The organism is Rhodothermales bacterium, assembly GCA_013002345.1.
Lineage (GTDB): Bacteria > Bacteroidota > Rhodothermia > Rhodothermales > JABDKH01 > JABDKH01.
Genome location: JABDKH010000357.1, coordinates 1 through 23,440, shown reverse-complemented (window position 1 = coordinate 23,440; position 23,440 = coordinate 1). Strand labels below are relative to the sequence as shown.

24 protein-coding genes are annotated in these 23,440 nt (G+C 57.6%); 11 read left to right on the top strand and 13 right to left on the bottom strand.

Annotated elements, in window-relative coordinates:
- Window positions 1–27: 27 nt before the first annotated feature.
- Genes HKN37_16860 through sufB form a run of 6 tightly spaced genes read right to left on the bottom strand, consistent with a single transcriptional unit; the run spans window position 28 to window position 5,693 of the window.
- The gene (locus tag HKN37_16860) at window positions 28–378 is read right to left on the bottom strand and encodes a DUF59 domain-containing protein (protein ID NNE48325.1); all 351 of its coding nucleotides are present in this window, start codon (window positions 376–378) and stop codon (window positions 28–30) included.
- Window positions 371–790: a SufE family protein gene (locus tag HKN37_16855; protein NNE48324.1), complete on the bottom strand. Its 420-nt coding sequence runs from the start codon at window positions 788–790 to the stop codon at window positions 371–373. Before HKN37_16855 ends, HKN37_16860 begins: the two co-directional genes overlap by 8 nt.
- Window positions 791–798: 8 nt before the next feature.
- Entirely contained in the window at window positions 799–2,046 is a 1,248-nt protein-coding gene (locus HKN37_16850; protein ID NNE48323.1) for a cysteine desulfurase, read from the bottom strand.
- 14 nt (window positions 2,047–2,060) lie between these two features.
- Window positions 2,061–3,431: a Fe-S cluster assembly protein SufD gene (gene sufD / locus HKN37_16845; protein ID NNE48322.1), complete on the bottom strand. Its 1,371-nt coding sequence runs from the start codon at window positions 3,429–3,431 to the stop codon at window positions 2,061–2,063.
- 4 nt (window positions 3,432–3,435) lie between these two features.
- Entirely contained in the window at window positions 3,436–4,200 is a 765-nt protein-coding gene (sufC, locus tag HKN37_16840; protein NNE48321.1) for a Fe-S cluster assembly ATPase SufC, read from the bottom strand.
- A 32-nt stretch (window positions 4,201–4,232) separates the two neighbouring features.
- Window positions 4,233–5,693, bottom strand: a complete 1,461-nt coding sequence (gene sufB / locus HKN37_16835) for a Fe-S cluster assembly protein SufB (protein ID NNE48320.1) — start codon at window positions 5,691–5,693, stop codon at window positions 4,233–4,235.
- A 326-nt stretch (window positions 5,694–6,019) separates the two neighbouring features.
- Here sufB and HKN37_16830 point away from each other — a divergent pair, with 326 nt between their 5' ends.
- Entirely contained in the window at window positions 6,020–6,352 is a 333-nt protein-coding gene (locus HKN37_16830; protein NNE48319.1) for an iron-sulfur cluster assembly accessory protein, read from the top strand.
- Between the two features lie 10 nt (window positions 6,353–6,362).
- On the opposite strand, the gene HKN37_16825 is transcribed toward HKN37_16830, so the two are convergent.
- The 4 genes from HKN37_16825 to HKN37_16810 form a co-directional block, all read right to left on the bottom strand.
- Window positions 6,363–6,860, bottom strand: coding sequence for a DUF192 domain-containing protein (locus HKN37_16825; protein ID NNE48318.1), 498 nt, complete (start codon window positions 6,858–6,860; stop codon window positions 6,363–6,365).
- On the bottom strand, window positions 6,857–7,264 hold the full coding sequence (locus HKN37_16820; protein NNE48317.1) for a DUF192 domain-containing protein: 408 nt from the start codon (window positions 7,262–7,264) through the stop codon (window positions 6,857–6,859). The genes HKN37_16825 and HKN37_16820 overlap by 4 nt, the downstream gene beginning before the upstream one ends.
- 98 nt (window positions 7,265–7,362) lie before the next feature.
- Entirely contained in the window at window positions 7,363–8,511 is a 1,149-nt protein-coding gene (gene hemW / locus HKN37_16815; protein NNE48316.1) for a radical SAM family heme chaperone HemW, read from the bottom strand.
- Between the two features lie 53 nt (window positions 8,512–8,564).
- Window positions 8,565–9,047, bottom strand: a complete 483-nt coding sequence (locus tag HKN37_16810; GenBank protein NNE48315.1) for a hypothetical protein — start codon at window positions 9,045–9,047, stop codon at window positions 8,565–8,567.
- A 300-nt stretch (window positions 9,048–9,347) separates the two neighbouring features.
- Here HKN37_16810 and HKN37_16805 point away from each other — a divergent pair, with 300 nt between their 5' ends.
- The 7 genes from HKN37_16805 to HKN37_16775 all read left to right on the top strand — a co-directional run bounded on the left by HKN37_16805 (window position 9,348) and on the right by HKN37_16775 (window position 14,675).
- The gene (locus HKN37_16805; GenBank protein ID NNE48314.1) at window positions 9,348–10,085 is read left to right on the top strand and encodes an electron transfer flavoprotein subunit beta/FixA family protein; all 738 of its coding nucleotides are present in this window, start codon (window positions 9,348–9,350) and stop codon (window positions 10,083–10,085) included.
- 14 nt (window positions 10,086–10,099) lie between these two features.
- Window positions 10,100–11,077, top strand: a complete 978-nt coding sequence (locus tag HKN37_16800; GenBank protein ID NNE48313.1) for an electron transfer flavoprotein subunit alpha/FixB family protein — start codon at window positions 10,100–10,102, stop codon at window positions 11,075–11,077.
- 11 nt (window positions 11,078–11,088) lie between these two features.
- Window positions 11,089–12,411 carry an FAD-dependent oxidoreductase gene (locus HKN37_16795; protein ID NNE48312.1) on the top strand — a complete coding sequence of 441 codons (1,323 nt, stop codon included), beginning with the start codon at window positions 11,089–11,091 and terminating at the stop codon, window positions 12,409–12,411.
- Window positions 12,408–12,710, top strand: coding sequence for a 4Fe-4S binding protein (locus HKN37_16790; GenBank protein NNE48311.1), 303 nt, complete (start codon window positions 12,408–12,410; stop codon window positions 12,708–12,710). Before HKN37_16795 ends, HKN37_16790 begins: the two co-directional genes overlap by 4 nt.
- A 78-nt stretch (window positions 12,711–12,788) precedes the next feature.
- The gene (locus tag HKN37_16785; protein NNE48310.1) at window positions 12,789–12,983 is read left to right on the top strand and encodes a DNA-binding protein; all 195 of its coding nucleotides are present in this window, start codon (window positions 12,789–12,791) and stop codon (window positions 12,981–12,983) included.
- A gap of 50 nt (window positions 12,984–13,033) precedes the next feature.
- Window positions 13,034–14,263, top strand: a complete 1,230-nt coding sequence (locus tag HKN37_16780; GenBank protein ID NNE48309.1) for an acyl-CoA dehydrogenase — start codon at window positions 13,034–13,036, stop codon at window positions 14,261–14,263.
- Between the two features lie 106 nt (window positions 14,264–14,369).
- Window positions 14,370–14,675, top strand: a complete 306-nt coding sequence (locus HKN37_16775; GenBank protein ID NNE48308.1) for a hypothetical protein — start codon at window positions 14,370–14,372, stop codon at window positions 14,673–14,675.
- Window positions 14,676–15,055: 380 nt separating this feature from the next.
- Here HKN37_16775 and HKN37_16770 read toward each other — a convergent pair whose 3' ends face one another.
- Window positions 15,056–17,728 carry a pyruvate, phosphate dikinase gene (locus tag HKN37_16770; GenBank protein NNE48307.1) on the bottom strand — a complete coding sequence of 891 codons (2,673 nt, stop codon included), beginning with the start codon at window positions 17,726–17,728 and terminating at the stop codon, window positions 15,056–15,058.
- Window positions 17,729–18,060: 332 nt separating this feature from the next.
- On the opposite strand from HKN37_16770, the gene topA reads away from it, so the two are divergent.
- Window positions 18,061–20,847, top strand: coding sequence for a type I DNA topoisomerase (gene topA / locus HKN37_16765; GenBank protein ID NNE48306.1), 2,787 nt, complete (start codon window positions 18,061–18,063; stop codon window positions 20,845–20,847).
- Window positions 20,848–20,852: 5 nt separating this feature from the next.
- On the opposite strand, the gene rsgA is transcribed toward topA, so the two are convergent.
- The gene (rsgA, locus tag HKN37_16760) at window positions 20,853–21,806 is read right to left on the bottom strand and encodes a ribosome small subunit-dependent GTPase A (protein NNE48305.1); all 954 of its coding nucleotides are present in this window, start codon (window positions 21,804–21,806) and stop codon (window positions 20,853–20,855) included.
- A 131-nt stretch (window positions 21,807–21,937) separates the two neighbouring features.
- On the opposite strand from rsgA, the gene HKN37_16755 reads away from it, so the two are divergent.
- Together HKN37_16755 and HKN37_16750 are read left to right on the top strand one after the other, a co-directional pair.
- Window positions 21,938–22,279: a hypothetical protein gene (locus HKN37_16755; GenBank protein ID NNE48304.1), complete on the top strand. Its 342-nt coding sequence runs from the start codon at window positions 21,938–21,940 to the stop codon at window positions 22,277–22,279.
- Entirely contained in the window at window positions 22,254–22,514 is a 261-nt protein-coding gene (locus HKN37_16750; GenBank protein NNE48303.1) for a hypothetical protein, read from the top strand. The genes HKN37_16755 and HKN37_16750 overlap by 26 nt, the downstream gene beginning before the upstream one ends.
- A gap of 11 nt (window positions 22,515–22,525) precedes the next feature.
- Here the strand turns inward: HKN37_16750 and HKN37_16745 are convergent.
- On the bottom strand, window positions 22,526–23,440 hold a 915-nt coding region (locus HKN37_16745), incomplete at its 5' end, for an endopeptidase La (GenBank protein NNE48302.1).

Below are 23,440 nucleotides of genomic sequence, written 5' to 3'. Positions count from 1 at the left end.
AAGACGCCACCGCAGTCGAGCGCGAAACTACAACAGGCCAAGCTCCAGGCGTGCTTCCTCAGACATCATCTCCATGGTATACGGCGGATCGAATGTGAGAATGACCCGAACGTCAGTCACTCCCTCGAGTCTGCGAATCCGGGTCTCCACCTCGGCGGGGAGGATGTCCGCCACAGGGCAATTGGGAGCCGTCAGTGTCATTCGAACGAGGACACTGTTGTCCGGGTTGACGGTCGTCTCGTATATCAAGCCCAGGTCGTAGATATTGACCGGGATTTCCGGATCATAAATGGTCCGCATGACCTCTACGACGTCCGCTTCCTGAACAGGGGCCGGCGCTCCGGACTCATTCAAGTGTTCACTACCAGAATCAATCATTGGAAAGAAGCTGAGTTGCGTAGTCCTTGATTCGATTGACCATCGACGCCAGACCATTCTTGCGGGTCGACGAAAGATGCTCGTTCATACCAATCTCTTCCAAAAAATCCATACTGGCGCCGGCGATGGCGGCCGGCGTCTGACCGTCAAAAACCTTCACCAGCAACGCGACCAGCCCCCGGGTGATGATGGCATCGCTATCAGCCGCAAAGAAAACGAGGCCGTCTCGAACTTCAGGTCTGAGCCATACCTGCGATTGGCATCCACGGACCCTGTACTCGTCCGTCTTGTGCTCTTCGTCGATTGGCGTGAGCGCTCCTCCGAGTTCAATCAGGTATTCGTACCGTCCGATCCAGTCATCAAACAGGGCGAAATCCGACACAATGGTTTCCGCGCGCTGCTCGATCGTCATCCCTTCACTCATTGGCCGAACACCTCTTGGACCCGGCGAATGCCCCTGACGAGCGTGTCGACCTCTTCCATCGTGTTGTAGAACGCGAACGAAGCGCGGACTGTCCCCGGTATTTCAAATCGCTCCATCAGTGGCTGCGTGCAGTGATGGCCCGTCCGAACGGCGATTCCAAGCTTGTCCAGCACCGAGCCTGCATCGTACGGGTGGACACCGTTGATCAGGAAGGATACGACGGGTGACTTGTCCTCGGTCGTTCCGATGATGCGAACGCCGTCGACGTTACCGATCTGCTGCATCGCGTATCGAGCAAGCTCGGCCTCGTAAATGTTGATCGTCTCCGGCCCGACACTTTCCAGATACTCTACAGCTGCACCGAGTCCGATTACCCCTGCGATATTGGGCGTGCCGGCTTCGAGTCGATGCGGCAGATCGTCGTACGTAGTGCCCGTAAATGAAACGTGGTCGATCATGTCACCGCCGCCCTGGTAGGGCGGAAGGCTCTCGAGCGCCTCCAGCTTTCCGTACAGAACGCCGATGCCGGTGGGTCCGAACATCTTGTGTCCGGAAAAGCACAGGAAGTCACAGTCAAGTTGTTGAACATCAACCGGGCCGTGTGGCAGGGCCTGTGCCGCATCAATGAGAACAGGAATGCTCAACCGGTGGGCTGCGTCAACAAGTCGCCGAACGGGATTGCGGGTTCCGAGCGCATTGGACGTGTGGCACAGCGCAACGATTCTGGTTCGATCGTTCAGAAGCTGCTCGTATTGCTCAACAACGAGTTCGCCGCTCTCGGACACCGGCACGACCTGCAACCGGGCGCCGGTCCGCTCACAGACCATCTGCCATGGAACGATGTTCGAGTGATGCTCCATGACCGACACGACAATCTCGTCGCCCGGGGCCAGCCGCTGACCAAGACCCGCTGCCACGACATTGATGCTTTCGGTGGTCCCGCTCGTGAAAATGATCTCTCGAGAATCACGAGCCTTGATGTACTTCCGGATAGTCTCTCGGGCCCCCTCGTACGCGTCTGTCGCGAGCTGGCTCAGGCGGTGCACGCCACGGTGCACGTTGCTGTTTTCGGACTCATAGAATTGGACGATTCGATCCACGACGACCTTTGGCTTGTGAGTCGTAGCGGCATTGTCCAGGTAGACCAGTGGCTGGTCGTTCACTCGTGTCCGAAGCGCCGGGAAGTCGTTCCGGATGGCCGCGATATCGAGTGGCGGCTTGCCTGTCTGTGTGATTGCTTCCATTAATCGGAAGGAGGTCAGGAGGAGGGGTCGCGATCACCGCCCATATGATGCTGGACCAGGAGATCGACGTGATTCCGAAGCGGAGCGAGGCGCACGCTTTCCAGCACATCTCTCACAAATGCGAGCAAAAGCAACCGCCTCGCCCGGTCCGGCGAAAGGCCCCGCGATCGAAGGTAGAACATCGCTTCGTCGTCGAGCCGTCCGGTTGTCGCGCCGTGGCTGCACTTCACATCATCGGCATAGATCTCCAATTCAGGCTTCGCATTCATGCTTGCCCGGTCGCTCAGGACAATGGTCTTATTGGATTGATACGCGTTGGTCTTCTGCGCATCTCGTCTGACGAGAACGCGGCCGTTGAATACGCCTTTCGACTCACCGTCCAGAACTCCTTTGTAGAGTTCATTGCTATAGCAATTGGGTCTCGCATGATCTACGAGCGTGTGGTTGTCAATGTGAAGGTCGGCATTTCCAAGGAAGAGCCCGAAGAGGTGCGACTCGCAGTGCTCACCGTCGGGGTGCATGACAACGTTGTTCCGAATCATGTCTCCGGACAAAGTGATCGTCGTGCAAGAGGCATGACTCGACTCCTGCTGATAGAAGTTTGCGTTGTTGACCGCGGAGGCGGTCTCGCCGCCGTCCTGCAATCGGAAGTAGTCGAGTCGTCCACGGGCTCCGACAAAAGCCTCAACCACCGAGTTCAGGAATATGCTTCCCGTGCCAACGGTGTGTTGGGTCTCGATCACGTCCAGTTCCGCTCCATCTTCCACCACGACAAGAAGTCGAGGTTGGATGAACTGATCCTCACCCACCGCAATGTTTAGAATATGGATGGGTTTCCCGGCCGTTTTTCCGCGTGGGACGTGCAGGGCCAGACCTTCACCGAGAAAGGCCGTGTTGAGGGCTATAAAGCCATCGTGCATTGCATCAGCGTAGCGGCCCAGATGTTCGCCGAACACGCCGCCGTCTGCCGCATCCTGCAAGCTTGCCACCGTCACGTGTTCCGGAGCACTGGTCGAGAGCGCCTTCACAAAGCAGCCATTGATCAGGACCAACCGACAGGCGTTAAGTCCTTCAATGGCGAATGACGCCAGGTCCTCGTGAGTCAGATTCGTCTGCGGCGTGTGCGGGCTGATCTGAAAACCGCGTCCGAGTTTCTTGCGGACGTTCGTGTACTTCCACGCCTCGCTCTTCGTCGCGGGAAAACCGGACTTCACAAAGTTGGCGAATGCCACATCTCTGAATCCGGAGAGCGCACTCTCAGATTCGTTCGTCCGGGTCTCGGCGAAGAGCTCGAAGGCCTCGACGAACCTGTTCTCAAGCGCGTCTTTCGTAGGGACGGCGTCAACAGCTATCATCACATCTACATCCATGATTTCCGCTTCCACGAGCTCAGGCCGGTGTTGGCTCAACTGACTTCTCCCTGACCCAGTCGTAGCCTTCTTCTTCAAGACGAAGAGCAAGCTCCTTGTTGCCCGACTTTACGATGCGTCCATCGACCAGCACGTGAACGAAGTCCGGGACGATGAAGTTGAGCAAGCGCTGGTAATGTGTAATCACAAGAAACGAACGGTCCGGTGACCGGAGTTCGTTGACACCGTTCGCCACGATCTTGAGGGCGTCGATATCCAGGCCGGAATCCGTCTCGTCGAGAATGGCGAATTGTGGATCCAGCATCGCGAGCTGGAAGATCTCGTTGCGCTTCTTTTCACCACCTGAGAAGCCTTCGTTGACCGACCTCTTCTTGAGATCCGGATTCAACTCGACCAGAGCCGCCTTCTCTCTCATCCTCTTCAGCAGGTCGACGGCAGACATCGGAGGCTTGCCCTGGTGAGCACGCACAGAATTGACGGCTTCTTTCAGGAAGTTCGCCATGCTGACTCCCGGGAGCTCAACCGGATACTGGAACGCCAGAAATATTCCTTCCCGAGCGCGCTCGTCAGGATCCATCTCCATGAGATCGTCGCCGTTGTAACTGACGGTTCCGCCAGTGACTTCGAATTCCTCACGTCCGGCGAGTACGGATGCCAACGTGCTCTTGCCGGAGCCATTCGGTCCCATGATGGCGTGCACTTCTCCCTTGCCAATCGAAAGGTCAATTCCCTTCAGGATTTCGGTCCCTTCAATACCGGCTCGGAGCCCCTTGATCTCAAGCATGTTACTCATTGGTGATTGACTGTCGTAGTTCACTATCCGACGCTGCCTTCCAGTTCGATGGCCAGCAGCTTCTGCGCCTCCACGGCGAACTCCATCGGGAGTTCGGCGAGTATCTCTCTACAAAAGCCGTTAACGATCAGCTTGATAGCTTCCGCCTCTCCGATTCCGCGTTGATTGCAATAGAAAATCTGATCCTCGCCGACTTTGGATGTCGTTGCCTCATGCTCAACCTGGGCGGAAGGATTGTTTATTTCGATATATGGAAATGTATGTGCGCCGCATTTGTCTCCGAGCAGGAGTGAGTCACACTGCGAGAAGTTGCGGGCGTTCTCGGCGTTACTGCTAATCCGAACCAGTCCGCGATAGCTGTTGTTGCTGACACCCCCCGAAATCCCCTTCGAGATGATCGTGCTGCTGGTATTCTTGCCGAGGTGGATCATCTTGGTCCCCGTGTCGGCTTGCTGATGCCCTTTGGTGAAGGCGACGGAGTAGAACTCGCCAACCGAGTTATCTCCCTTCAGGATGACACTGGGATACTTCCATGTGATGGCGCTTCCCGTCTCCAGCTGCGTCCACGAAATTTTGGCGTTCCTTCCCGAGCAGATGCCCCGCTTGGTGACGAAGTTAAATATGCCTCCCTTGCCGGACGCATCACCCGGGTACCAGTTCTGAATCGTGCTGTACTTGACCTCGGCGTCTTCCATTGCGATGATCTCAACAACCGCGGCGTGCAGTTGGTTTTCGTCGCGCATCGGCGCCGTGCATCCTTCCAGGTAACTTACGTAGCTACCCTTGTCGGCGATGATCAGCGTACGCTCAAACTGCCCCGTGCCCGCTTCGTTGATGCGGAAGTAGGTGCTCAGTTCCATCGGGCATCGGACGCCGGGGGGGATGTAACAAAAAGAGCCGTCGCTGAAGACTGCTGAGTTCAGCGAAGCATAGAAGTTGTCGGTGTAGGGGACTACCGAGCCCATGTACTTCTGAACAAGTTCCGGATGGTTTGCCACGGCCTCTCCGAATGAGCAGAAGATGATGCCGAGTTCGGCCAGTTCCTCTTTGAATGTGGTTGCGACAGAGACGCTGTCCATGACAATGTCGACGGCGACACCGGCCAGCTTCTTCTGCTCCGTCAACGAGATACCCAGGCGCTCAAACGTCCGAAGAAGTTCGGGGTCCACTTCATCCAGGCTGTTGTACTTGGGCTTCTTGTCGGGTGCCGCGTAGTAGATAATGTCCTGGAAGTCCACGTCCGGGTACTTGAGATGGGCCCAGCGCGGATAGGCCTTCTTCTCTGCAAGCTGGGTCCAGTGCTCGTAGGCCCGTAGTCTCCAATCAAGGAGCCACTTCGGCTCCTCTTTCTTGGCGGAAATGAATCGAATAGTGTCTTCCGAAAGACCTCGCGGGGCGTTGTCCGACTCGATGTCAGTTACGAATCCGTACTCGTACTCGCTGTCCTCGACTGTCTTCAGGTAATCTGTTTCGCTCGTACTCATTATCGCTCTATGGCTGCTCGACAGGCCCTCGGGGCAATGCCCGTTCTTATTTAGACTGAATCTACGTTAAGCTATTCAAGTTGATTCGACCGAAGCGTGAAGATTCTGGATTTTTGACCCCGCGAGCGCCGCGCGGCGGCATGCAAGCTCCCGTCAGGGCGTATTCTTTTCGAGCGGGCTTATCGTTGAGGAATCGTCGGTTGATCTGTCCAGTTCGATAGCCGTAACGCAAGGCAACACGTCGGTTTCGCCGAAACCCCGCTGGCTCTCTGACGTTCAGAAGCCCCCACAAACGATCGCCGCAACAACTCGAAGCACGACACGCGATGGACATCAAGATTACGGATCGGGCGCTGTCTCACCTGCAGTCCGTTGCCAGCAAAGAGGGGGTTGACCTGGCATCGTCAATGCTTCGAGTCGCGGTGGTTCCGGGTGGCTGTTCGGGCCTCACCTACGACCTGGGGTGGGACACAACTCGAAAGCCCGACGACGAGACGACCGTTTTCGGCGGTATCACCGTGGTTCTGGACAAAAAGAGTCGGCTGTACGTTGATGGCTCCGAACTGGATTTTTCGGATGGTCTGGAGGGAGCAGGGTTTCACTTCCAGAATCCTCAGGCGGCACGAACGTGTGCATGCGGCGAGAGCTTCGGGCTGTAGGGCTGACCCGTCACGGCTGGCGCGTCCAGGTCAGTCGATCGCTTTCGACAATTCCGTATGTATCGCAGAAGCCGGCAGGCAGCTCGAGTACGTATTGCGAGGGAATATCTGACTCCACACTCTCCGGAGAAAGAGGCCTCGTATATCGGTGGATGTAGACGATCTCCTTGCTCGAGTTCACGAACAGGATATCGAGCGCGATCGGAGTATTTGCCATCCAGAAACTCTGCAGGCGCTCAAACGGAAAGATGAAGAGCATGCCGCTCTTTTCGGGGAACGACGAACGCTGCATCATCCCGCGCATTCTCGACGAGTCGTTGTCGGCGATCTCAATGTCGATGGTTAGCAGTGGTTTTCCGTCACGCAGGAAGTCCAGGGTTCCGTGTTTTGAAAACGGGATATCAGCTTCTGGCGGTACATCGGGCTTCGGGCCCGATCCACGGGTGCATGCGGACACAGTTACGGCCGAGAGTATTACCAGTGCGGCGAATGTCGTTCGTCGAATCATCCTGCCTCCGATCGTTTCCATTGAATACGCGTCGACTCATCGATCCCGTGGCTGTCCACGAATCCGGCTCTCAGCTCGAGCACGAACTGCGCGGGCCGCGACGACGTGATCGTCTCTTCTGACAGGGGAGTCGTCCTGCGTGCGATGTTTACAATACTGGAGTCCGCGGCAATGAAGATGATATCAAGCGGCAACGGCGTGCTCTTCATCCAGAAGCTTTGTTCAATCTCGCGGTCATAAACGAACAGCATGCCGCCTTTCGATGGCAAGGATCGCCGGCCCATCAAGCCGGTCATCTGCTCCTCTTTCGACTCGGCCAGCTCGATCGCAATGCGCAGGAAGGGGGTGCCATCCTGCCGGAGAAAGTCCAGCGTGCCTTCCACCTGGAATTGAGGCTCCTTCATGACGGATTTGCTATCGGACTGGCAGCCGAAGTTCACTGAGATCGCGAATGCCATTAACGCGGCGACGATTGCCGATCGGCTGCAGGACGCGAGTAGGTTCATCCGAGCATCAGTTTCGTCGTCACCATATCGGCGAAGATCATTCCCTCATCCGTTAGTCGCACGAGGTCGCGACGAATCGGGTGAATCAATCCCTCGGATTCCAGCCATGCCAGATCTTCAACCCGCTCGTCGTAAAGATCAATACCATATTGGTCTTCAAGATGATCCAGATCCAGACCTTCGGATGTGCGCAGCCGCAACATGATATACTCGTTGGCGAGCGTATCGAGGTCCAGTTCTTCACTGGTACTGACGGGACGATGTCGGCCTTCGAGCAGTCCCTGATAGCGGCGTACGTTGCGAATATTGTCCCATCGCAATGCGGGAAGGCCCTTCCACCAGAAGGAAAACGCGGAAGGACCGAAGCCCAGGTAGTTGCGGTGGTCCCAGTAGAGCTGGTTATGTATCGCCCGGCTGCCGGGCAGTGCGAAGCTGGACACCTCGTAGTGCTCATAGCCCGCGTCGCGAAGGAATGACATGGTGAATCGGAAACGATCGGCGACTACTTCATCCAGTTCAGGCGTCACGTTTCCGAGTTGCACCTGTTTATGCAATACCGTCTTCTCTTCGATCGTGAGCGAGTAGGTAGAGACGTGAGGTATCCCCAAACGGATCGTCTTCTCCAGGTTGGCCGCCCAGTATTCTTCCGGCTGGTTCGGAAGGCCGAAGATCAGATCGATGGAGAAGTTGTCGAATCCGGCCCGGCGTACGCCTTCGACGACGGCATGGGCGTCTTCGGAATTGTGGCTTCGATTCATGAACTCCAGATCGGACTGGAAGAAAGACTGAACTCCGATGCTCAGTCGATTTACGCCGACGCTCCGGAGATCGCGCAGGTACTGTTCGTCGAAATCTTCCGGGTTAAGTTCAAGCGTGACCTCCGTTACTGACGACGTGTCGAACAGCTCGTGGATCGTGGCGATGACCCCGGAGAGTTCACTTGCAGATAACACCGATGGAGTACCGCCGCCTATGTAGATCGTATCGATGGGTTCGAGAGAAGAGTAGTGGAGGGCGACGTGCCGCATCTCCAACTCGAGTGCCTTCAGGTAGGGTCCGTACGACTTTGTTGTCGTGACAAAATAAAAGTCACAGTAGACGCACCGCTGAGAACAAAACGGAACGTGCACGTAGATACCAGCCATGCGCTACGCTGTAGATGATTACCGGCGGTGTCGATGATCGGTCGGAGACGCCGTCAGAAGATGATCCCGAATCGTAGGGGAATCGTTAACTGGATATCGTTGTTCTCGATGACGATCGCCGGATCAATTTCGTAGTAGACCGAGGTCTCGCCGATCAGTTCGGCGCGACCGATGCCGAAGTGGACGAAGGGTCCCCCTTCGGCAGATGACGTAGTGATGTAAGCGCCCACTCCGGCCATGACGTAGGGCGCGCGATCCGAACCCGGAAGTGTAACGATAAGCGATACCTGCGGATCGAACGCATATTGCGCGTCATCACGGCCACGGAAAATGAAACCCGTGACGCCGACATCGCCGGCAACCGAGAGGTTACCGTTGAGAGGCAACGCTACGCGACCCCGGACGCCCAGGCCGACACCGTCCGTCGTGGAGCCAAGAAGCGAAAACCCGAAACCGTAACGGGGATTCATACTCTGCCCGCTCGCTGATCGGGGAAAGATGGCTGCAAGCAGGAGCAGGACGAAGAGGCAAGACATTATGCGGTCTGCCGTCTCCAGAGCCGGGATTCTCATGGGAGGCGAATTCAGTGGAATCGGTGGGAGCCGTAAAGATAAGGCATTATCCTGATCCAGAGGATTCATTCCTCGCGATAAACATCGAGCTCAGGGGCATCCACGAAAAATTTGCTTCGAGGGGTGTCCGCATTTTGTAATTTTGACCGTCGAAAAGGGTTAGCGCCCGCGGGTACTGGTCGCAGGGCCGGCCGGCGTGCGTTACCCTTCCGGCGACCGGACTCGACCCGGTCGTGCTTCCATCTGGCCGAACAATAGATCATCATGCGATTCTGCGTCTGCATCAAGCAGGTCCCGGACGTCGATGCTCCCGTTCATACCGGGCGCATGGTTCTGAATGCATACGACGCGTCCGCTGTCGAAGAGGCGCTCGTACTCAAAGAAGCTCACGGCGGATCTGTCGATCTCGTACTTGTGGGTCCATCCGGAGCGGCCGAGACCATTCGGAAGGCTCTGGCGATGGGAGCAGACGAAGCTTCACACATCGTAACGGACGACGGCCTGGCTCGCGACTCCTTTGCGATCGCCACGATCTTGCATGCGTTCTTTCGCGACAGGCCGTACGACGTAATAGCGTGCGGGAAGCAGTCCCAGGACTCGGATGCGGGACTCACCGGATCGATGCTTGCGACGATGCTGGATATCGCCTATGTGTCGAACGCGGTCGGTCTTGCGGCTGACGGGCAAGAGGTGGTTGTCACCCGCCAGGGAGACGTCGGCCAGGAAGTCATCGCACTCCGCCCGCCGTGTCTGGTTACGTGCTCCAACGACATGAACAACCCGCGCATTCCGTCGCTCCGCGGTATCATGGCTGCGAAGAAGAAGGATATCGCCGTGATCAGCCTGACAGATCTGGGAGTCGACCAGGCCGCCTCTCGGACGGAAGTGCTCGCGATTGAGGACATTCCGGATCGCGAACCGGGAATCTTAATCGAGGGTACACCCGACGAGGTTGTGCCCGATCTTGTTGGCAGATTGCAGAACGAGGCAAAAGTCATCTAGCGACGGTGGTCCGTATGGAGAAAGTTCTCTGCTACATAGCCGTTCAGGATGGCAAGGTGAAGCGGTCAGCGCTCGAGGTCCTTTCACGATTTCGCGAACTGGCGGTCGCTCACGACTTTGGTCTCGAGGCAGTTCTTCTGGGTCCCGATGCTGATGACCACGTTGCGACGGTCGCCGCATACGGTCCCGGCAAGATTCTCACCGTCAAGGAAGACTCACTTGTTCGCCACTCGAACCAGCTATATGTCGAGGCTCTTGTACGGGCTATTGATGTGTCGGGTGCAGGAACGCTTGCGATGGCGTCGACCGAGGGCGCAAAGGATGTGCTCGGCGCCCTTGGTGTAAGGCTGTCCGCCTCGGTGCTTCCCGACGTTTCGTCGGTCGACGTAGTGGATGGGGCGTGGGAAGTCACTCGGCCTGTGATGGCCGCAAAGCGATTGGCTCGGACTCGGGCTCTGACGACCCCGTCGATCATATCGGTCCGATCGGGTGCCTATTCTGCGTCGGAGTCAGCGGCGGACGTTGAAGTTGTCGACGTGCCGCTAGAGGTATCGGAGGATTCTCTTCGAATGACAATCCGGGAAGTACTGGGCGCCGTAACGGGAGAGATCGACCTGTCGGAGGCCGGGGTTGTCGTGGCCGCAGGTCGAGGTGTGAAGGACGAGGAGGGCACACGGCTGGTGCGTGAGCTGGCCTCTGTCCTGGGGGGTGCGGTAGGAGCGACACGGGCCGTGGTGGAGTCCAACCTTTTCCCCGCTACTGCGCAGATCGGTCAGACCGGGAAGGTTGTTTCGCCCGAGCTGTACTTCGCCGTCGGGATATCCGGTGCGATCCAGCACGTAGCCGGCATGTCCAATAGTCGTGTCATCGTTGCCATCAACAAAGACGCGGACGCTCCCATCTTCAGATATTCGTCCTACGGCGTCGTCGGTGATCTCTACAAGATCTTGCCACTCCTGATCGACCAGTTGCGCACGGTGCAAACACGCTAGCCACCTCTCCGATGGACGAACGGTTCGACTGTATCATCGTCGGGGGCGGTATCGCCGGACTGAGCGCCGCGATGATACTGGCTCGCGCGAATCGCAAATTCCTCCTGATCGAGCGGGGAGAGTTCTGTGGAGCCAAGAACGTTTCCGGCGGCGTACTCTGGGGAGCAGACCTGCAGCGTCTGGTTCCTGAATACTGGGAGCAGGAGGCCGGCTACGAGCGCGTCGTAGGCCATCGCCGACTCACGTTCATGGATGAGCAGTCGGCCTTCAGCCTTGATTTCAAATCGGACCACTTCAATCAGCCGCCCTTTGCCGGAGTTACTGTGCTGCGAGCCCGGTTCGACGAATGGCTGGCGAGTCGCGTTCAGGAAGCCATCGATCAGAGCACAGCCGCCGATGAGTCTCTGCTTGCCACGAACGTGCTCGTGGATTCACTGCTGATGGAGGATGGACGCGTGACGGGGATTCGAGCCGGCGAGGAGGAGTTCTTCTCGGATGTCGTCATTCTCGCCGAGGGTGTCAACAACCTGCTCACGCGGCAGGCGGGCCTCCAACCGGCCTACGTCCCCGCCGATCATGTGGCTGTGGGCGTCAAAGAGGTCATCGGTCTGGATCAAAAAGTTCTGGAGGACCGCTTTCAGCTTCGCGACGGCCTGGGACTCACAAACGAATTCGTCGGATATGCGACGCGGGGTGTCGAGGGCGGTGGCTTCCTGTACACGAATCGAGAGTCGCTATCGGTCGGCCTGGTGCTGGGGATGAAGGATCTCGGAGAGAAGAAGCTGAAGCCCTATGACATCCTCAACGATTTCAAAGCGCACCCGGCGATAGCAGACATGCTGGCCGGTGGGGAAGTCCTCGAGTACTCCGCCCATGTGGTGTCGACGGGTGACCTGGCTGGCGTACCGGACAAGCTCTATGGAGATGGGGTGCTCGTTGCGGGTGAGGCGGCACATTTGCTGCTCAATGCCGGCCGCGCCATCCAGGGGATGGATTATGCGATGCGCTCGGGTATCCTTGCAGCCGAGGCCGTAGTCGAGAGCACCGACTCGAAAGACTTCAGTCGCGGCGCTCTTGCGCGATATCAGGAGCGTCTCGAGGAGAGTTACGTAATTAAGGATATGCGGGCATTCCAGGGTGCCGTGCATCTGCTTCACGATCCGGTGATGGGCCGCACCTTACCTTCCGTGATCTGCGACTTTGGCCGTTCGTACTTCACGGTGGAGAGTAAGCCAACCCGTAAGACTGCGGACATGCTGAAGCAATCAGTGCGAACACACTCGTCTATGTGGGAGATGATGAAACTGGCTTTGCGAGCCGCGCGGAATCTATGAGTAACCTTTCAATCTCCGAACGTCTGGGAAAGGTGGCCTATCGAAACCAGGGCCGCTCTGATGCCCGTGCGCATATCCTCGTCGATACGGCCATCTGTAATTCAACCTGTCCACACCGGTGTACGACGTACGTTTGCCCGGCTAACTGTTATACGGAGGACGATCACGGCCATGTCCACTTTCAGTTCGAGGATTGCATCGAGTGCGGCACCTGCCTGTACGCGTGCGATCAGGGGGCTGTCACATGGAAGTATCCGGACCCCGAGGCTGGCAGGGGAGTAAACTGGAGCCTCGGTTGACAGGAGACTACAATGAGTGATTTGTTGGACAGGCTTCGCAAGGCCGCGCACTCGTCTGGCGACAAGGACGAGTCTGGGATTTTTGTCGCGGCCGGCAAGCAGGTCGTATGTCCACACTGTGGAAGTGATCGATTTGAAGAGGGACGAGTGCTCCTGAATTCGACCGTGTTGACACTTTTTGATCTGGACTGGGCCGATCGTAACGCGACGATTCTCAGTTGTCGGAAGTGCAGCCGAATCGAGTGGTTTGCCCGTCGCCCCGATCGACAGTAACGCTGCCGGTCCAACTACCCTGAAGGTTTTATTCACGCTGGTGGATTGTAATGCCCAAGAATACGTTCAATACGGACGATGCATTTCTCTTCGAAGAATTGCTGAGCGAGGAAGACAGGCTCATTATGGAGTCGGCTCGCGAATATGCGCAGACCCAACTCGAGCCTCGCGCGCTGGAGGGAAACCAGGACGAGGTGTTTCACCCCGAAATCCCGCGAGAGATGGGTGAGCTGGGTCTTTTCGGGTCAACCATCCCGGAGGAGTATGGCGGCGCCGGTGTCAGCTACACCGCCTATGGTTTGATCGCCCGCGAGCTCGAGCGCGTTGACTCCGGATACCGCTCGTTTTGTTCGGTGCAGTCATCACTCGTGATGTTTCCGATCCATGCGTTCGGCACGGAGGAACTGAAGAAGCGGTTGCTGCCCGGACTGGCCACCGGCGAGTTGATCGGTTGCTTCGGGTTGACGGAGCCGGATCACGGTTCGGATCCAGGATCTATGACGACCTCTGCGACGCGAGTTGACGGGGGCTGGGTGCTTAGCGGTGCCAAGATGTGGATCACGAATTCAACCATCTCGGATGTTGCGATTGTCTGGGCGAAAGCGCGTGAGAGTCGCGACGCCGAACCCGTCATTCGAGGCTTCGTCCTCGAAAAAGGTATGGACGGATGGACGGCGCCCAAGACGCACAACAAGATGTCGCTTCGAGCCTCCATCACCGGCGAGATCGTCATGGAGGACTGCTTCGTTCCTGATGAAAATGTCTTCCCGGATGTTCGGGGTTTGAAAGGGCCGTTCGCCTGCCTCAACAATGCCAGATATGGTATCGTGTGGGGAGCCCTTGGCGCGGCTGAGGACTGTTATCATAGAGCTCGTGCCTACGTCGCCGAGCGAGAGCAGTTTGGGTATCCGTTGGCGGCTATGCAGCTGGTGCAAACCAAGCTCGCGAACATGCTGACGGAGATTACGCAAATGCAGTTGTTATCGTGGAGGCTGGGGAAGCTGAAGGACCAGGGACGAGCCACACCGGCGATGATCTCTCTAGCCAAGCGCAACAACTGCGGAACGGCGCTCGACATCAGCCGCGTCGCACGGGACATGCTCGGAGGCAACGGCATTACGGGTGAATACCGTGTTGTGCACCACATGATCAATCTCGAGAGCGTGAACACGTATGAAGGAACGTATGACATCCACGGACTGATTCTGGGTCGTGAGATTACCGGGATTCAGTCGTTTGTACCACGGGGCAACGACGTCGGAACCGGCACAAAGTCTTAGCACCGGCCGGTGGCGAGGGAAGGACTCGCGACTGTACCGAACCCGCTCGTAACATATACTGGCAGAACCGCGTAGCAATCGATCGGCCAGCAAGACACCAGGTATCATGGACGAAATTATTATTGTGGCAATTGTCTTTGGCTCCCTCCTGGGTATGCTGAAGCTGATACTAGACTTCGCCGCGTCCCGACGTGCACCGGCTGACCGGAGCATGACCGCCAGTGAGTTGACCGAAACCATTGACGAGGCTGTGGATCGATCCACGAGTGAGTTGCGGAGGCGCATCGAGAATCTCGAGGCGATTGCCGTAGACCAGCCGATCTCTTCGGAGCCCCGTCTGCTGGATGATCCCACCGGCGGCGAGGAGATTCAGACGGAGAGAGTGCGGCAGGGACAGCGGGCAAGATCCTGACGTGGTGGTCCGGGCCGAAGCAAAAAACGGCAACGAGAAGTCGTCAGAGCTACAGCCACAATCGATCCGACCGCCGCGGTGTTCAAGAGGCGGTGTCCGACATTTCGTCGCCCGATGCAATTCGTTGTTGGTGGCCGGCGGGCAGGGTGGGACGACGCACTGGTGATTCCGAGTGGCGGGGCCGTAGCGTTCGAAGCTTAGTTGACAACTCGACAGCGGGCCCGGCCGCGTCATCCGTCGACGGTCCCCCCGTGAGTTGAGGATGCGCGGCCGTGATCTCTCGTGTCGGCGACAGACGCTAAGGCTCTGAGAACAAACAAAGGGCGACCTGAATCAGGCCGCCCCTTGCTATATCTACCTAGGTCAGTGCTTGCGGAAGGTCAGGCCATCACCGCTCCCTTCTCCGCCTTGACGTCTTCTTCCTCGAGCGCTGCCTGAGCAGCAGCCAGCCGGGCGATCGGCACGCGGAAGGGCGAGCACGACACGTAATTCATGCCGACGTGGTAGCAGAATCTGACGGATGCCGGATCGCCACCATGCTCTCCACAGATGCCCACCTTCAGGTCCTTCCTGACGGAACGGCCAAGGCTGGTGCCCGTCTTGACCAGTTTGCCCACTCCTTCGAAATCGATCGTCTGGAACGGATCATATGGCAGGATCTTGCGGTCGACGTACTGCGGCAGAAACTTGCCGGCATCATCACGGCTATAGCCGAAGGTCATCTGCGTCAGGTCGTTCGTGCCAAACGAGAAGAACTCCGCCTCTTTTGCGATCTCATCCGCGGTAAGGGCGGCACGAGGGATTTCAATCATCGTACCGATCATGTACTCGACCCGACGGTTCTTCTCGGCGAAAACCTTCTCAGCCGTAGCCTTGATCACGTCACGCTGATCAGTGTACTCCTCGACCGTTCCGATGAGCGGTACCATGATTTCGGGAAGCACTGTTACGCCTTCCGCTGAGAGCTCGACGGCGGCCTCAAGAATGGCGCGCGCCTGCATCTCCGTGATCTCCGGATATGTTACGCCAAGTCGACAGCCACGGTGACCTAGCATGGGGTTGAGTTCGTCGAGAGCGTCGACCTTAGCCTTCACAGCGGCAGTTGTCAGACCCATGCTTTTCGCCATCGCTGCCTGATCGGCCTCTTCATGCGGAAGAAACTCGTGCAGCGGTGGATCCAGCAATCGGATGGTCACCGGATACCCGTCCATGGCGCGGAATATCCCGATAAAGTCCTCCTTCTGAAACGGAAGCAACTTGGCGAGGGCCGCTCTGCGCTCCGCCTCGGTCGATGCCATGATCATTTCGCGCATCTTCGAAATGCGGTCACCCTCGAAGAACATATGCTCGGTTCGAGTCAAGCCTATGCCAACGGCGCCGAGTTCGCGGGCACGCGCAGCGTCCGGCGGGGTGTCGGCGTTTGTGCGGACATTCATTGTCTGGAAATCCGAAACCCACGACATGAACGTTTCAAAATTTCCACCCATCTTGGGCGGCTCGAGCTCCTGCCGGCCAAGAACTACTTGTCCCGTCGATCCGTCGACGGCGATCCAGTCTCCTTCCTTCACGACTACCTTTCCGCTCCGAAACTCTCCTGCCTCGTAGTCGACTACGATATCGCCGCAGCCCGCTACACACGGCTTACCCCATCCACGCGCTACGACGGCGGCGTGACTGGTCATTCCGCCACGTGTCGTGAGGATGCCCTGAGCGGCGTCCATACCCCCGACGTCATCGGGGCTGGTCTCGATACGCACGAGGATGACCTGCTTGCCGACGGCCTTGGCCTCCTCGGCATGGTCCGCAGTAAATACCACCTGACCAACAGCGGCGCCCGGTGAGGCCGGCAGACCCTGCCCGATGATCTTATCCTTGAATGAGGTCGGATCTTTGAACTGCGGGTGCATCAACTGATCCAGGTGCCGCGGTTCGACAAGCTTGCCTACCGCTCTTCGCTTGTCGACGAGCCCTTCGGCTACCATGTCAACCGCGATCTTGACAGCGGCCGTGCCCGTGCGCTTTCCGGAACGGGTCTGCAGGATGTACAGCGTTCCTTCCTGGATCGTGAACTCGATGTCCTGCATATCCTGGTAATGCTCCTCGAGTTTGCGCGTCCACCGAAGCAACTCGTCGTACGGACCCGGCATCTCTTCTTTCAGCCGCGAGATATCCTCAGGCGTACGTATACCTGCAACGACATCCTCGCCCTGCGCATTGATGAGGTATTCTCCGTAGAGCTCTTCCTCGCCGGTCGACGGGTTTCTCGTAAAGCAGACGCCCGTACCACTGGTATCGCCCATATCGCCGAACACCATCGCCTGCACGTTCACCGCGGTTCCGATCAAGCCCCGGATGTGGTTGATACGCCGATACTTGATAGCGCGGGCCGAATTCCATGAGCCGAACACGGCATTGATTGACAGTCGAAGCTGCTCCCACGGATCGGTCGGGAAGGACTCGCCCTGGTGGTCGTGATAGATCTTCTTGTAGGCATCGACCACGGCTTTCATCTGTGCCGCGTTCAGGTCGACGTCGCTGTCTACGCCCGATTCCTGCTTGACGCGTTCGATGGCGTGCTCAAATTTCTCGTGCGGCACGCCCATCACCACGCCACCGAACATGTCGATGAACCGCCGATAGGCGTCAAACGCAAAACGCTCATCGCCACCATGCCGCTTCGCGAGGCCGGCCGCGACGTCATCGTTCATTCCCAAGTTAAGTACCGTATCCATCATCCCTGGCATGGACACTGCGGCTCCCGATCGCACGGAAACCAGAAGGGGATTGGCTGAATCACCGAAACCCTCCTTGAGACTTTCTTCAAGGTGACGGACCCCGGCGCGCACTTCTTCCTCGAGGCCGTCCGGCCACACACCACCATGTTCTCCGTAGAAGTGGCAGCTCTCGGTACTGATCGTAAATCCGGCAGGCACGGGCAGTCCGATGGCGCTCATCTCGGCGAGGTTTGCACCCTTGCCGCCAAGAAGGCTTTTCATCTCTCGTCGACCGTCGGCGGTCCCGTTTCCGAACTTGAATACTTTCTTATCGGTCATTGCAGTCATGCTCCTCTGGCAGTGCGCGGTTCATTATGTCGTCCCTGGCCGGCTCGGAGGGTGGTGATCGACGTTATTTCAGAAGGAAGGGCCCGGCGCCGGTAGGAATTTCACAAGTTTGTAAAATCGGTACTGGCGCTGGATGTGTTGCTGTTTGACTGCTGTTTTCATTGAGTTTTGGTCATGAGCCAGTTCGCGATCACGGACTTTGATTTTGCCGCGCTCGGAACGTCGAGCCCTTAATCGCGTGAGACAGAGCCGTTTCGAAGAACGTGCCCCACTGAAGTTCATCGGCCGCCGGAGATTCCCGGCCGGCACCCATAAGGATCTGGATGAAGAAGCTTGTTGTTGTTGAGTCTCCCACGAAAGCCAGGACGATCAAGAATTTCCTGCCGGCGGGCGAGTTCCAGGTTGAGGCGAGCATGGGCCACATCCGGGATCTGCCCGCGTCGGCTGCACAGATTCCTGCGGCCGTAAAGAAAGAGCCCTGGTCACGGCTCGGTATCAATGTTGAGGAGAACTTCGAACCGCTCTACGTGGTGCCGTCCGGCAAGAAGAAACTCGTTCAGCAGCTGAAGAGGCAGCTCAAGCAGGCCGACGAGCTGTACATCGCAACGGACGAAGACCGCGAAGGTGAGTCGATCGGATGGCACCTTGTGAACGTGCTGAAGCCCAAGGTCCCGGTCCGGCGGATGGTGTTCCACGAAATCACGCAGGAAGCCATCGAGGATGCACTCAACCACACACGCGAAATCAACTACGACCTCGTCGACGCGCAGGAGACGCGGCGAATGCTGGATCGGCTCGTGGGTTATTCTATCTCGCCACTTCTCTGGAAGAAGATCGCACCCCGTTTGTCGGCAGGCAGGGTACAGAGTGTCGCCGTACGATTAATTGTGCAGAAGGAGAAGGAGCGGATCGCCTTCGTTCCGGCCGGCTACTGGGGCATGAAGGCTGCGCTGTCGAAGAATGGCGGTGAGTTTGAGGCCGTACTCTCGCATCTGAACGATATCCGCGTCGCCGTTGGCAGGGACTTCGACGACGAGACAGGGCGGCTTCGGGAGGGATTGACTGATGGCACCGACGTCGTAATCCTCGATGAGAAGACGGCGGGTCAGAACGCAGGGTCTTTGCCCGGCGAGCAGTGGAAAGTGGCGGAAGTGGAGGATCGCGACGCGCGACGGTCGCCCGCGGCCCCGTTCATAACGTCGACGTTGCAGCAGGAATGCAGTCGGAAGCTGGGTCTCTCGGCAAGGCAAACTATGCAGGTTGCTCAGCGGTTGTACGAGCAGGGCTACATCACGTACATGCGAACCGACTCCACTACTCTTTCGAAAGAAGCCCTCGACGCAAGTCGCCGCGTTGTTGCCGAGAAGTACGGCGATTCATTCTTGAGCAAGAAGCCGCGCACCTACACAGGGACGGTAGCGAATGCGCAGGAAGCCCACGAGGCTATCCGTCCCGCCGGCCGGGAAATGAAAACGGTCGAAAAGATCAAACTTTCCGGCCTCGATGCCGCGGTCTACGATCTTATCTGGAAGCGCACAATCGCGTCGCAGATGGCCGACGCCCGGCTGAAGTTCACGGCGGTTACCATTTCGGTAAGCGATGGGACCACGAGGGCCAGCTTCCGCGCAAGCGGCAAGCGGATTGAGTTTTCGGGATTCTTCCGAGCCTACGTTGAGGGGTCGGATGACCCGGAGTCTGCTCTCGACGATCAGGAACAGCCGCTTCCGCCACTGGAGGTAGGTGAGGTTCTGACGTGTCGTGGCGTGGAGGCTACAGGTCATGAAACGAAGCCGCCGGCGCGGTATTCCGAAGCCTCCCTTATCAAGATTCTGGAGAAGGAAGGCATCGGACGACCGAGTACCTATGCGACGATCATGGACACGATTGTCAACCGTGGATACGTCAGGCGCTTGCGGTCACAACTCATCCCGACGTTTACCGCCTTCGCGACCAATAGTCTGCTTGAGCAGCAATTTGAGAATCTGGTGGATGTCGGATTCACGGCCGAAATGGAGCACGTGCTGGACGAGATCGCCGCAGGCGAACGGAAGTCCAAACCGTATCTCACTAGCTTCTACTCGGGAGAGAAGGGTCTGAAGATTAGAATCGAGAATGCCCTTGACGCCATTGACGCTCGTGCGGTCTCCACGATCAGCTTCGCCAAGTGGAAGCCGTATGCGATTCGTGTGGGCAGGTACGGTCCGTATGTAGAGCTGGAAGACAATGGAGAGCAGGTCCGTGCGTCTCTACCTGAGGACCTCGCTCCCGGCGACGTCACACGCGAGACCTTGGAGTCACTCGTGACTGGCGCCAGCAAGAGCGATGAACCGCTTGGTACTGATCCGGAATCAGGCTTGCCCGTCCTGTCGAAACACGGGCCATACGGGCACTACGTTCAGCTTGGCACGAACGATGACAACGAGAAGCCAAGGCGTCAGTCGATTCCCAAGGGACTCGATCCGTCGGAGGTAGACCTGGCCAAGGCACTCGACCTGCTGCGACTTCCGAGGGACGTCGGTCCGCATCCGGAATCCGGAGACATGATCGTGGCCAACATCGGACGCTACGGTCCTTACGTCAAGCACGGAAAGACCTTCGCATCGTTGCAGGCCACCGATGATGTCTTGACCGTCGGGTTGGAACGCGCAGTGGAACTCATCCAGAAGAAGGCGAAGCGCAATGAGCCGCTCAGAACCATCGGCGATCATCCAGAGACCGGAGATTCTATCGACCTGTTCGAGGGGCGCTACGGTCCATACGTAAAGATGGGTCGTACGAACGTCTCGCTACCCAAAGGCACGGAGCCGAGCGACGTGACGCTAGATGAGGCCGTCACTCTGATCGATGAGAAGCAGGCGAAGACGGGCAAGGGAGGCGGGAAGAAGAAGACGGCTCGAAAGGGCACAAAGAAGACGGCAAAGAAGACCGCTAAGAAGTCTACAAAGAAGACTGCGGGCAAGGCCAAGAAGACCACGAAGAAGACGACAAGCAAGGCCAAGAAGACCGCGACGCGGAAGACCACGAGCAAGTCTACCAGGAGCGCCCGCAAGACCACCGGGAAAGCCGCGAAGAGCACACCCGACTCAACGACCGAAAAGAACGACGAGTGATCGACCTATCGGCCTACATCCTTGTCGCCCATTCTAAGTGATTGCAGGATGTTGAGGTAGCTTGCCCAGCGCTCCTCCGTGATCTCGCCGCGATCCACGGCGTCGACAACCGCACACTCCGGCTCGTGATCATGCGTGCAGTTCGGGTACTTGCAGTCGTTGAGGAAGGGAACGAATTCGACGAAATAGTGCGACAGCTGCGCGGGATCGAGATCGATGATGCCAAACTCCCGAAGTCCCGGCGTATCGATGACCACACCGCCGTCGGTGAGACGATAGAAGGCGGCGTTCGTCGTTACGTGCGTACCCTTCTTCGTCTTCTCACTCACGTCGCCGGTTCGAAGACTCAGCGACGGCTCCACCCGGTTCAGTAGCGACGACTTTCCCACTCCAGACGGACCTGCCAGTACGGTGATTTGGTCCACAAGCCCACTCCGCAATTCGTCCACGCCATCGCCTGACAGTGCACTCGTGCGCAGGACGGGGTACCCGATCTTCTCATACAGCCCGCACCAGTGTTCTACCGGCTCCCGGATGATCTTGTCGAGTAAATCTGTCTTGTTCACGATGAGGCCGGCCGGTATCTCGTAGACCTCCGCCATCACCAGGAATCGATCAATGAATCCGGGATTCAGCTTCGGCATGAGCACCGACTGAACAATCCACGCGAAGTCAACATTCGCGACGAGCACGTGCTCGAAACCAACGCGCCTCCCGGCCGCCCGACGGACGAGTTTGTTGCGCCGCTCGTGCAATCCCGTGATGACCCCCGTCCCGTCACCGACCATCTGCAGCGTCACCACGTCACCAACCGCTATGGGGTTTGTCTCCCTTTGATGCGTAAGCCGAAACCGGCCGCGCATCTTGCTGAGGACGATGCCATCCGGGGTCTGTACTTCGTACCAACTCCCGGTTGATTTCCAGATCGTTCCGACCAATTCTCGTTTGTCTTCGTCCATCAGGTAGTCATCCTCGCGCGACGCAATGTCTAAGTCACCCGACAAAGATCGACGCCTGGGAGTGAAACATGGCCTCGTTGCCCTCGTCTACTTGATCAATACGTAGAAGGCCACGAACCGAGTGATACACGATGTCAGATAAGGAAAAGAAGCGTAGCAAGAAATATAATCGCACGCGCGAGAAGTTTGACGAGCTACCGCTCGAAGAGAAAGCCACCTTTCTCGTCGAGGCCGTCTTTACGACCCTCACGAAGGGAATAGAGCAGGCTGGCAAGGCTTTTTCGGACGAACTGAACTCGCTCTTCGATCAGGCTCGTGAGCGGGCAGAGCAGCACGCCGAGGAGTCAGCGAGCGAAGCAGGCGAAGCGGGCGAAGATGAAGCCGGGGATACGACGGACGAGGCCGGCGACGATCAACATGATCATTCGTCCGACGACGACGCAGGCAATGAATCATCCGAAGAAAAACATTGAGTTCGACCGCCTGAACCTGATAGGGAAGGCCGTTTATGTTGGTGGCGCCACACTCCGCTTCGTGGCCGGCTCGATCGAGGCGGTCGTCGATCGAGCGGTTGACGTCTATATAGATGCGGAGAGAGCGTTCAAGCAGGGCATGGACCCAAACATTGAGGACGCCAAGATCCTCGATGAAAGAGGCCGGACCGACTCAGAGGTGCCCCGCGACAAAAGACCGGACGGATCGACCTGATTGATCACTGTCTAATTGATCACTGTCGCCGCGATTGGTGTGTCTCTACCACCGGAGTGATTGCGGTCTTCATCCTTCACTTTGAAGAACTCCGCAGGGTCGGCCTTGGATTTCGAGGAGAGCGCCAGTCCCAATACCTCATCCATGCGCTTCACATACGAGACGCGGAGGCCCTTCCTCACATCCTTGTTGATCTCTTCTACGTCCTTCCTGTTCTTCTCGGGAAGGATGACGCGTTTGATGCCAGAGCGTTTTGCAGCAAGGACCTTCTCCTTGATTCCTCCAACAGGTAGTACGAGACCTCGCAGAGTGATTTCACCCGTCATGGCGAGCGTGTGTTTTACACATCTCTGCGTGTAGATCGAGACCAGCGCCGATAACATCGTGACGCCGGCTGACGGTCCGTCTTTTGGAACTGCTCCGGCAGGGACGTGGACGTGCAGGTCCCAGTAGCGGAACGCATCGTGCGGAATTCCGAGATCGTCCGCGTTGGCTTTTACGTAGGACAACGCGGCCTGGGCAGACTCCTTCATGACGTCACCCAGTTGACCTGTAAGAATCAACCGGCCGGATCCTCGCGACACGGACGCTTCAATGAACAGAATGTCACCGCCTACCGGTGTCCATGCAAGACCGGTTGCAACACCCGGTACCTGTGTGCGGAGGGCCACTTCCGAGAAGTACTTCTTTGCACCAAGGTAGTCCTCCAGTTCATTCTCCGTGACTTCGGCCGACTTCGTCTTTCCGACAGCAACATTTTTCGCGACACCTCGCGCAACGGATCCAATGGTCCGTTCAAGTTGACGAACGCCGGATTCGCGCGTGTAGCCATCGATGATTTCCCGAATAGCACCGTCGGTGATGGCGAATTGATCATCCTTCAGGCCGTTCTCGGTGGTCTGACGAGGGACCAGATACTGCCGGGC

Bases quoted from the DNA above. Each gene is read 5' to 3' on its own strand.
- HKN37_16860 (NNE48325.1), bottom strand. From the start codon at position 378: ATGATTGATTCTGGTAGTGAACACTTGAATGAGTCCGGAGCGCCGGCC.
- HKN37_16855 (NNE48324.1), bottom strand. From the start codon at position 790: ATGACGATCGAGCAGCGCGCGGAAACCATTGTGTCGGATTTCGCCCTG.
- HKN37_16850 (NNE48323.1), bottom strand. From the start codon at position 2,046: ATGGAAGCAATCACACAGACAGGCAAGCCGCCACTCGATATCGCGGCC.
- sufC (NNE48321.1), bottom strand. From the start codon at position 4,200: ATGCTTGAGATCAAGGGGCTCCGAGCCGGTATTGAAGGGACCGAAATC.
- sufB (NNE48320.1), bottom strand. From the start codon at position 5,693: ATGAGTACGAGCGAAACAGATTACCTGAAGACAGTCGAGGACAGCGAG.
- HKN37_16830 (NNE48319.1), top strand. From the start codon at position 6,020: ATGGACATCAAGATTACGGATCGGGCGCTGTCTCACCTGCAGTCCGTT.
- HKN37_16825 (NNE48318.1), bottom strand. From the start codon at position 6,860: ATGATTCGACGAACGACATTCGCCGCACTGGTAATACTCTCGGCCGTA.
- HKN37_16820 (NNE48317.1), bottom strand. From the start codon at position 7,264: ATGAAGGAGCCTCAATTCCAGGTGGAAGGCACGCTGGACTTTCTCCGG.
- hemW (NNE48316.1), bottom strand. From the start codon at position 8,511: ATGGCTGGTATCTACGTGCACGTTCCGTTTTGTTCTCAGCGGTGCGTC.
- HKN37_16810 (NNE48315.1), bottom strand. From the start codon at position 9,047: ATGTCTTGCCTCTTCGTCCTGCTCCTGCTTGCAGCCATCTTTCCCCGA.
- HKN37_16805 (NNE48314.1), top strand. From the start codon at position 9,348: ATGCGATTCTGCGTCTGCATCAAGCAGGTCCCGGACGTCGATGCTCCC.
- HKN37_16800 (NNE48313.1), top strand. From the start codon at position 10,100: ATGGAGAAAGTTCTCTGCTACATAGCCGTTCAGGATGGCAAGGTGAAG.
- HKN37_16795 (NNE48312.1), top strand. From the start codon at position 11,089: ATGGACGAACGGTTCGACTGTATCATCGTCGGGGGCGGTATCGCCGGA.
- HKN37_16790 (NNE48311.1), top strand. From the start codon at position 12,408: ATGAGTAACCTTTCAATCTCCGAACGTCTGGGAAAGGTGGCCTATCGA.
- HKN37_16780 (NNE48309.1), top strand. From the start codon at position 13,034: ATGCCCAAGAATACGTTCAATACGGACGATGCATTTCTCTTCGAAGAA.
- HKN37_16775 (NNE48308.1), top strand. From the start codon at position 14,370: ATGGACGAAATTATTATTGTGGCAATTGTCTTTGGCTCCCTCCTGGGT.
- HKN37_16770 (NNE48307.1), bottom strand. From the start codon at position 17,728: ATGACCGATAAGAAAGTATTCAAGTTCGGAAACGGGACCGCCGACGGT.
- topA (NNE48306.1), top strand. From the start codon at position 18,061: ATGAAGAAGCTTGTTGTTGTTGAGTCTCCCACGAAAGCCAGGACGATC.
- rsgA (NNE48305.1), bottom strand. From the start codon at position 21,806: ATGGACGAAGACAAACGAGAATTGGTCGGAACGATCTGGAAATCAACC.
- HKN37_16755 (NNE48304.1), top strand. From the start codon at position 21,938: ATGTCAGATAAGGAAAAGAAGCGTAGCAAGAAATATAATCGCACGCGC.
- HKN37_16750 (NNE48303.1), top strand. From the start codon at position 22,254: ATGAATCATCCGAAGAAAAACATTGAGTTCGACCGCCTGAACCTGATA.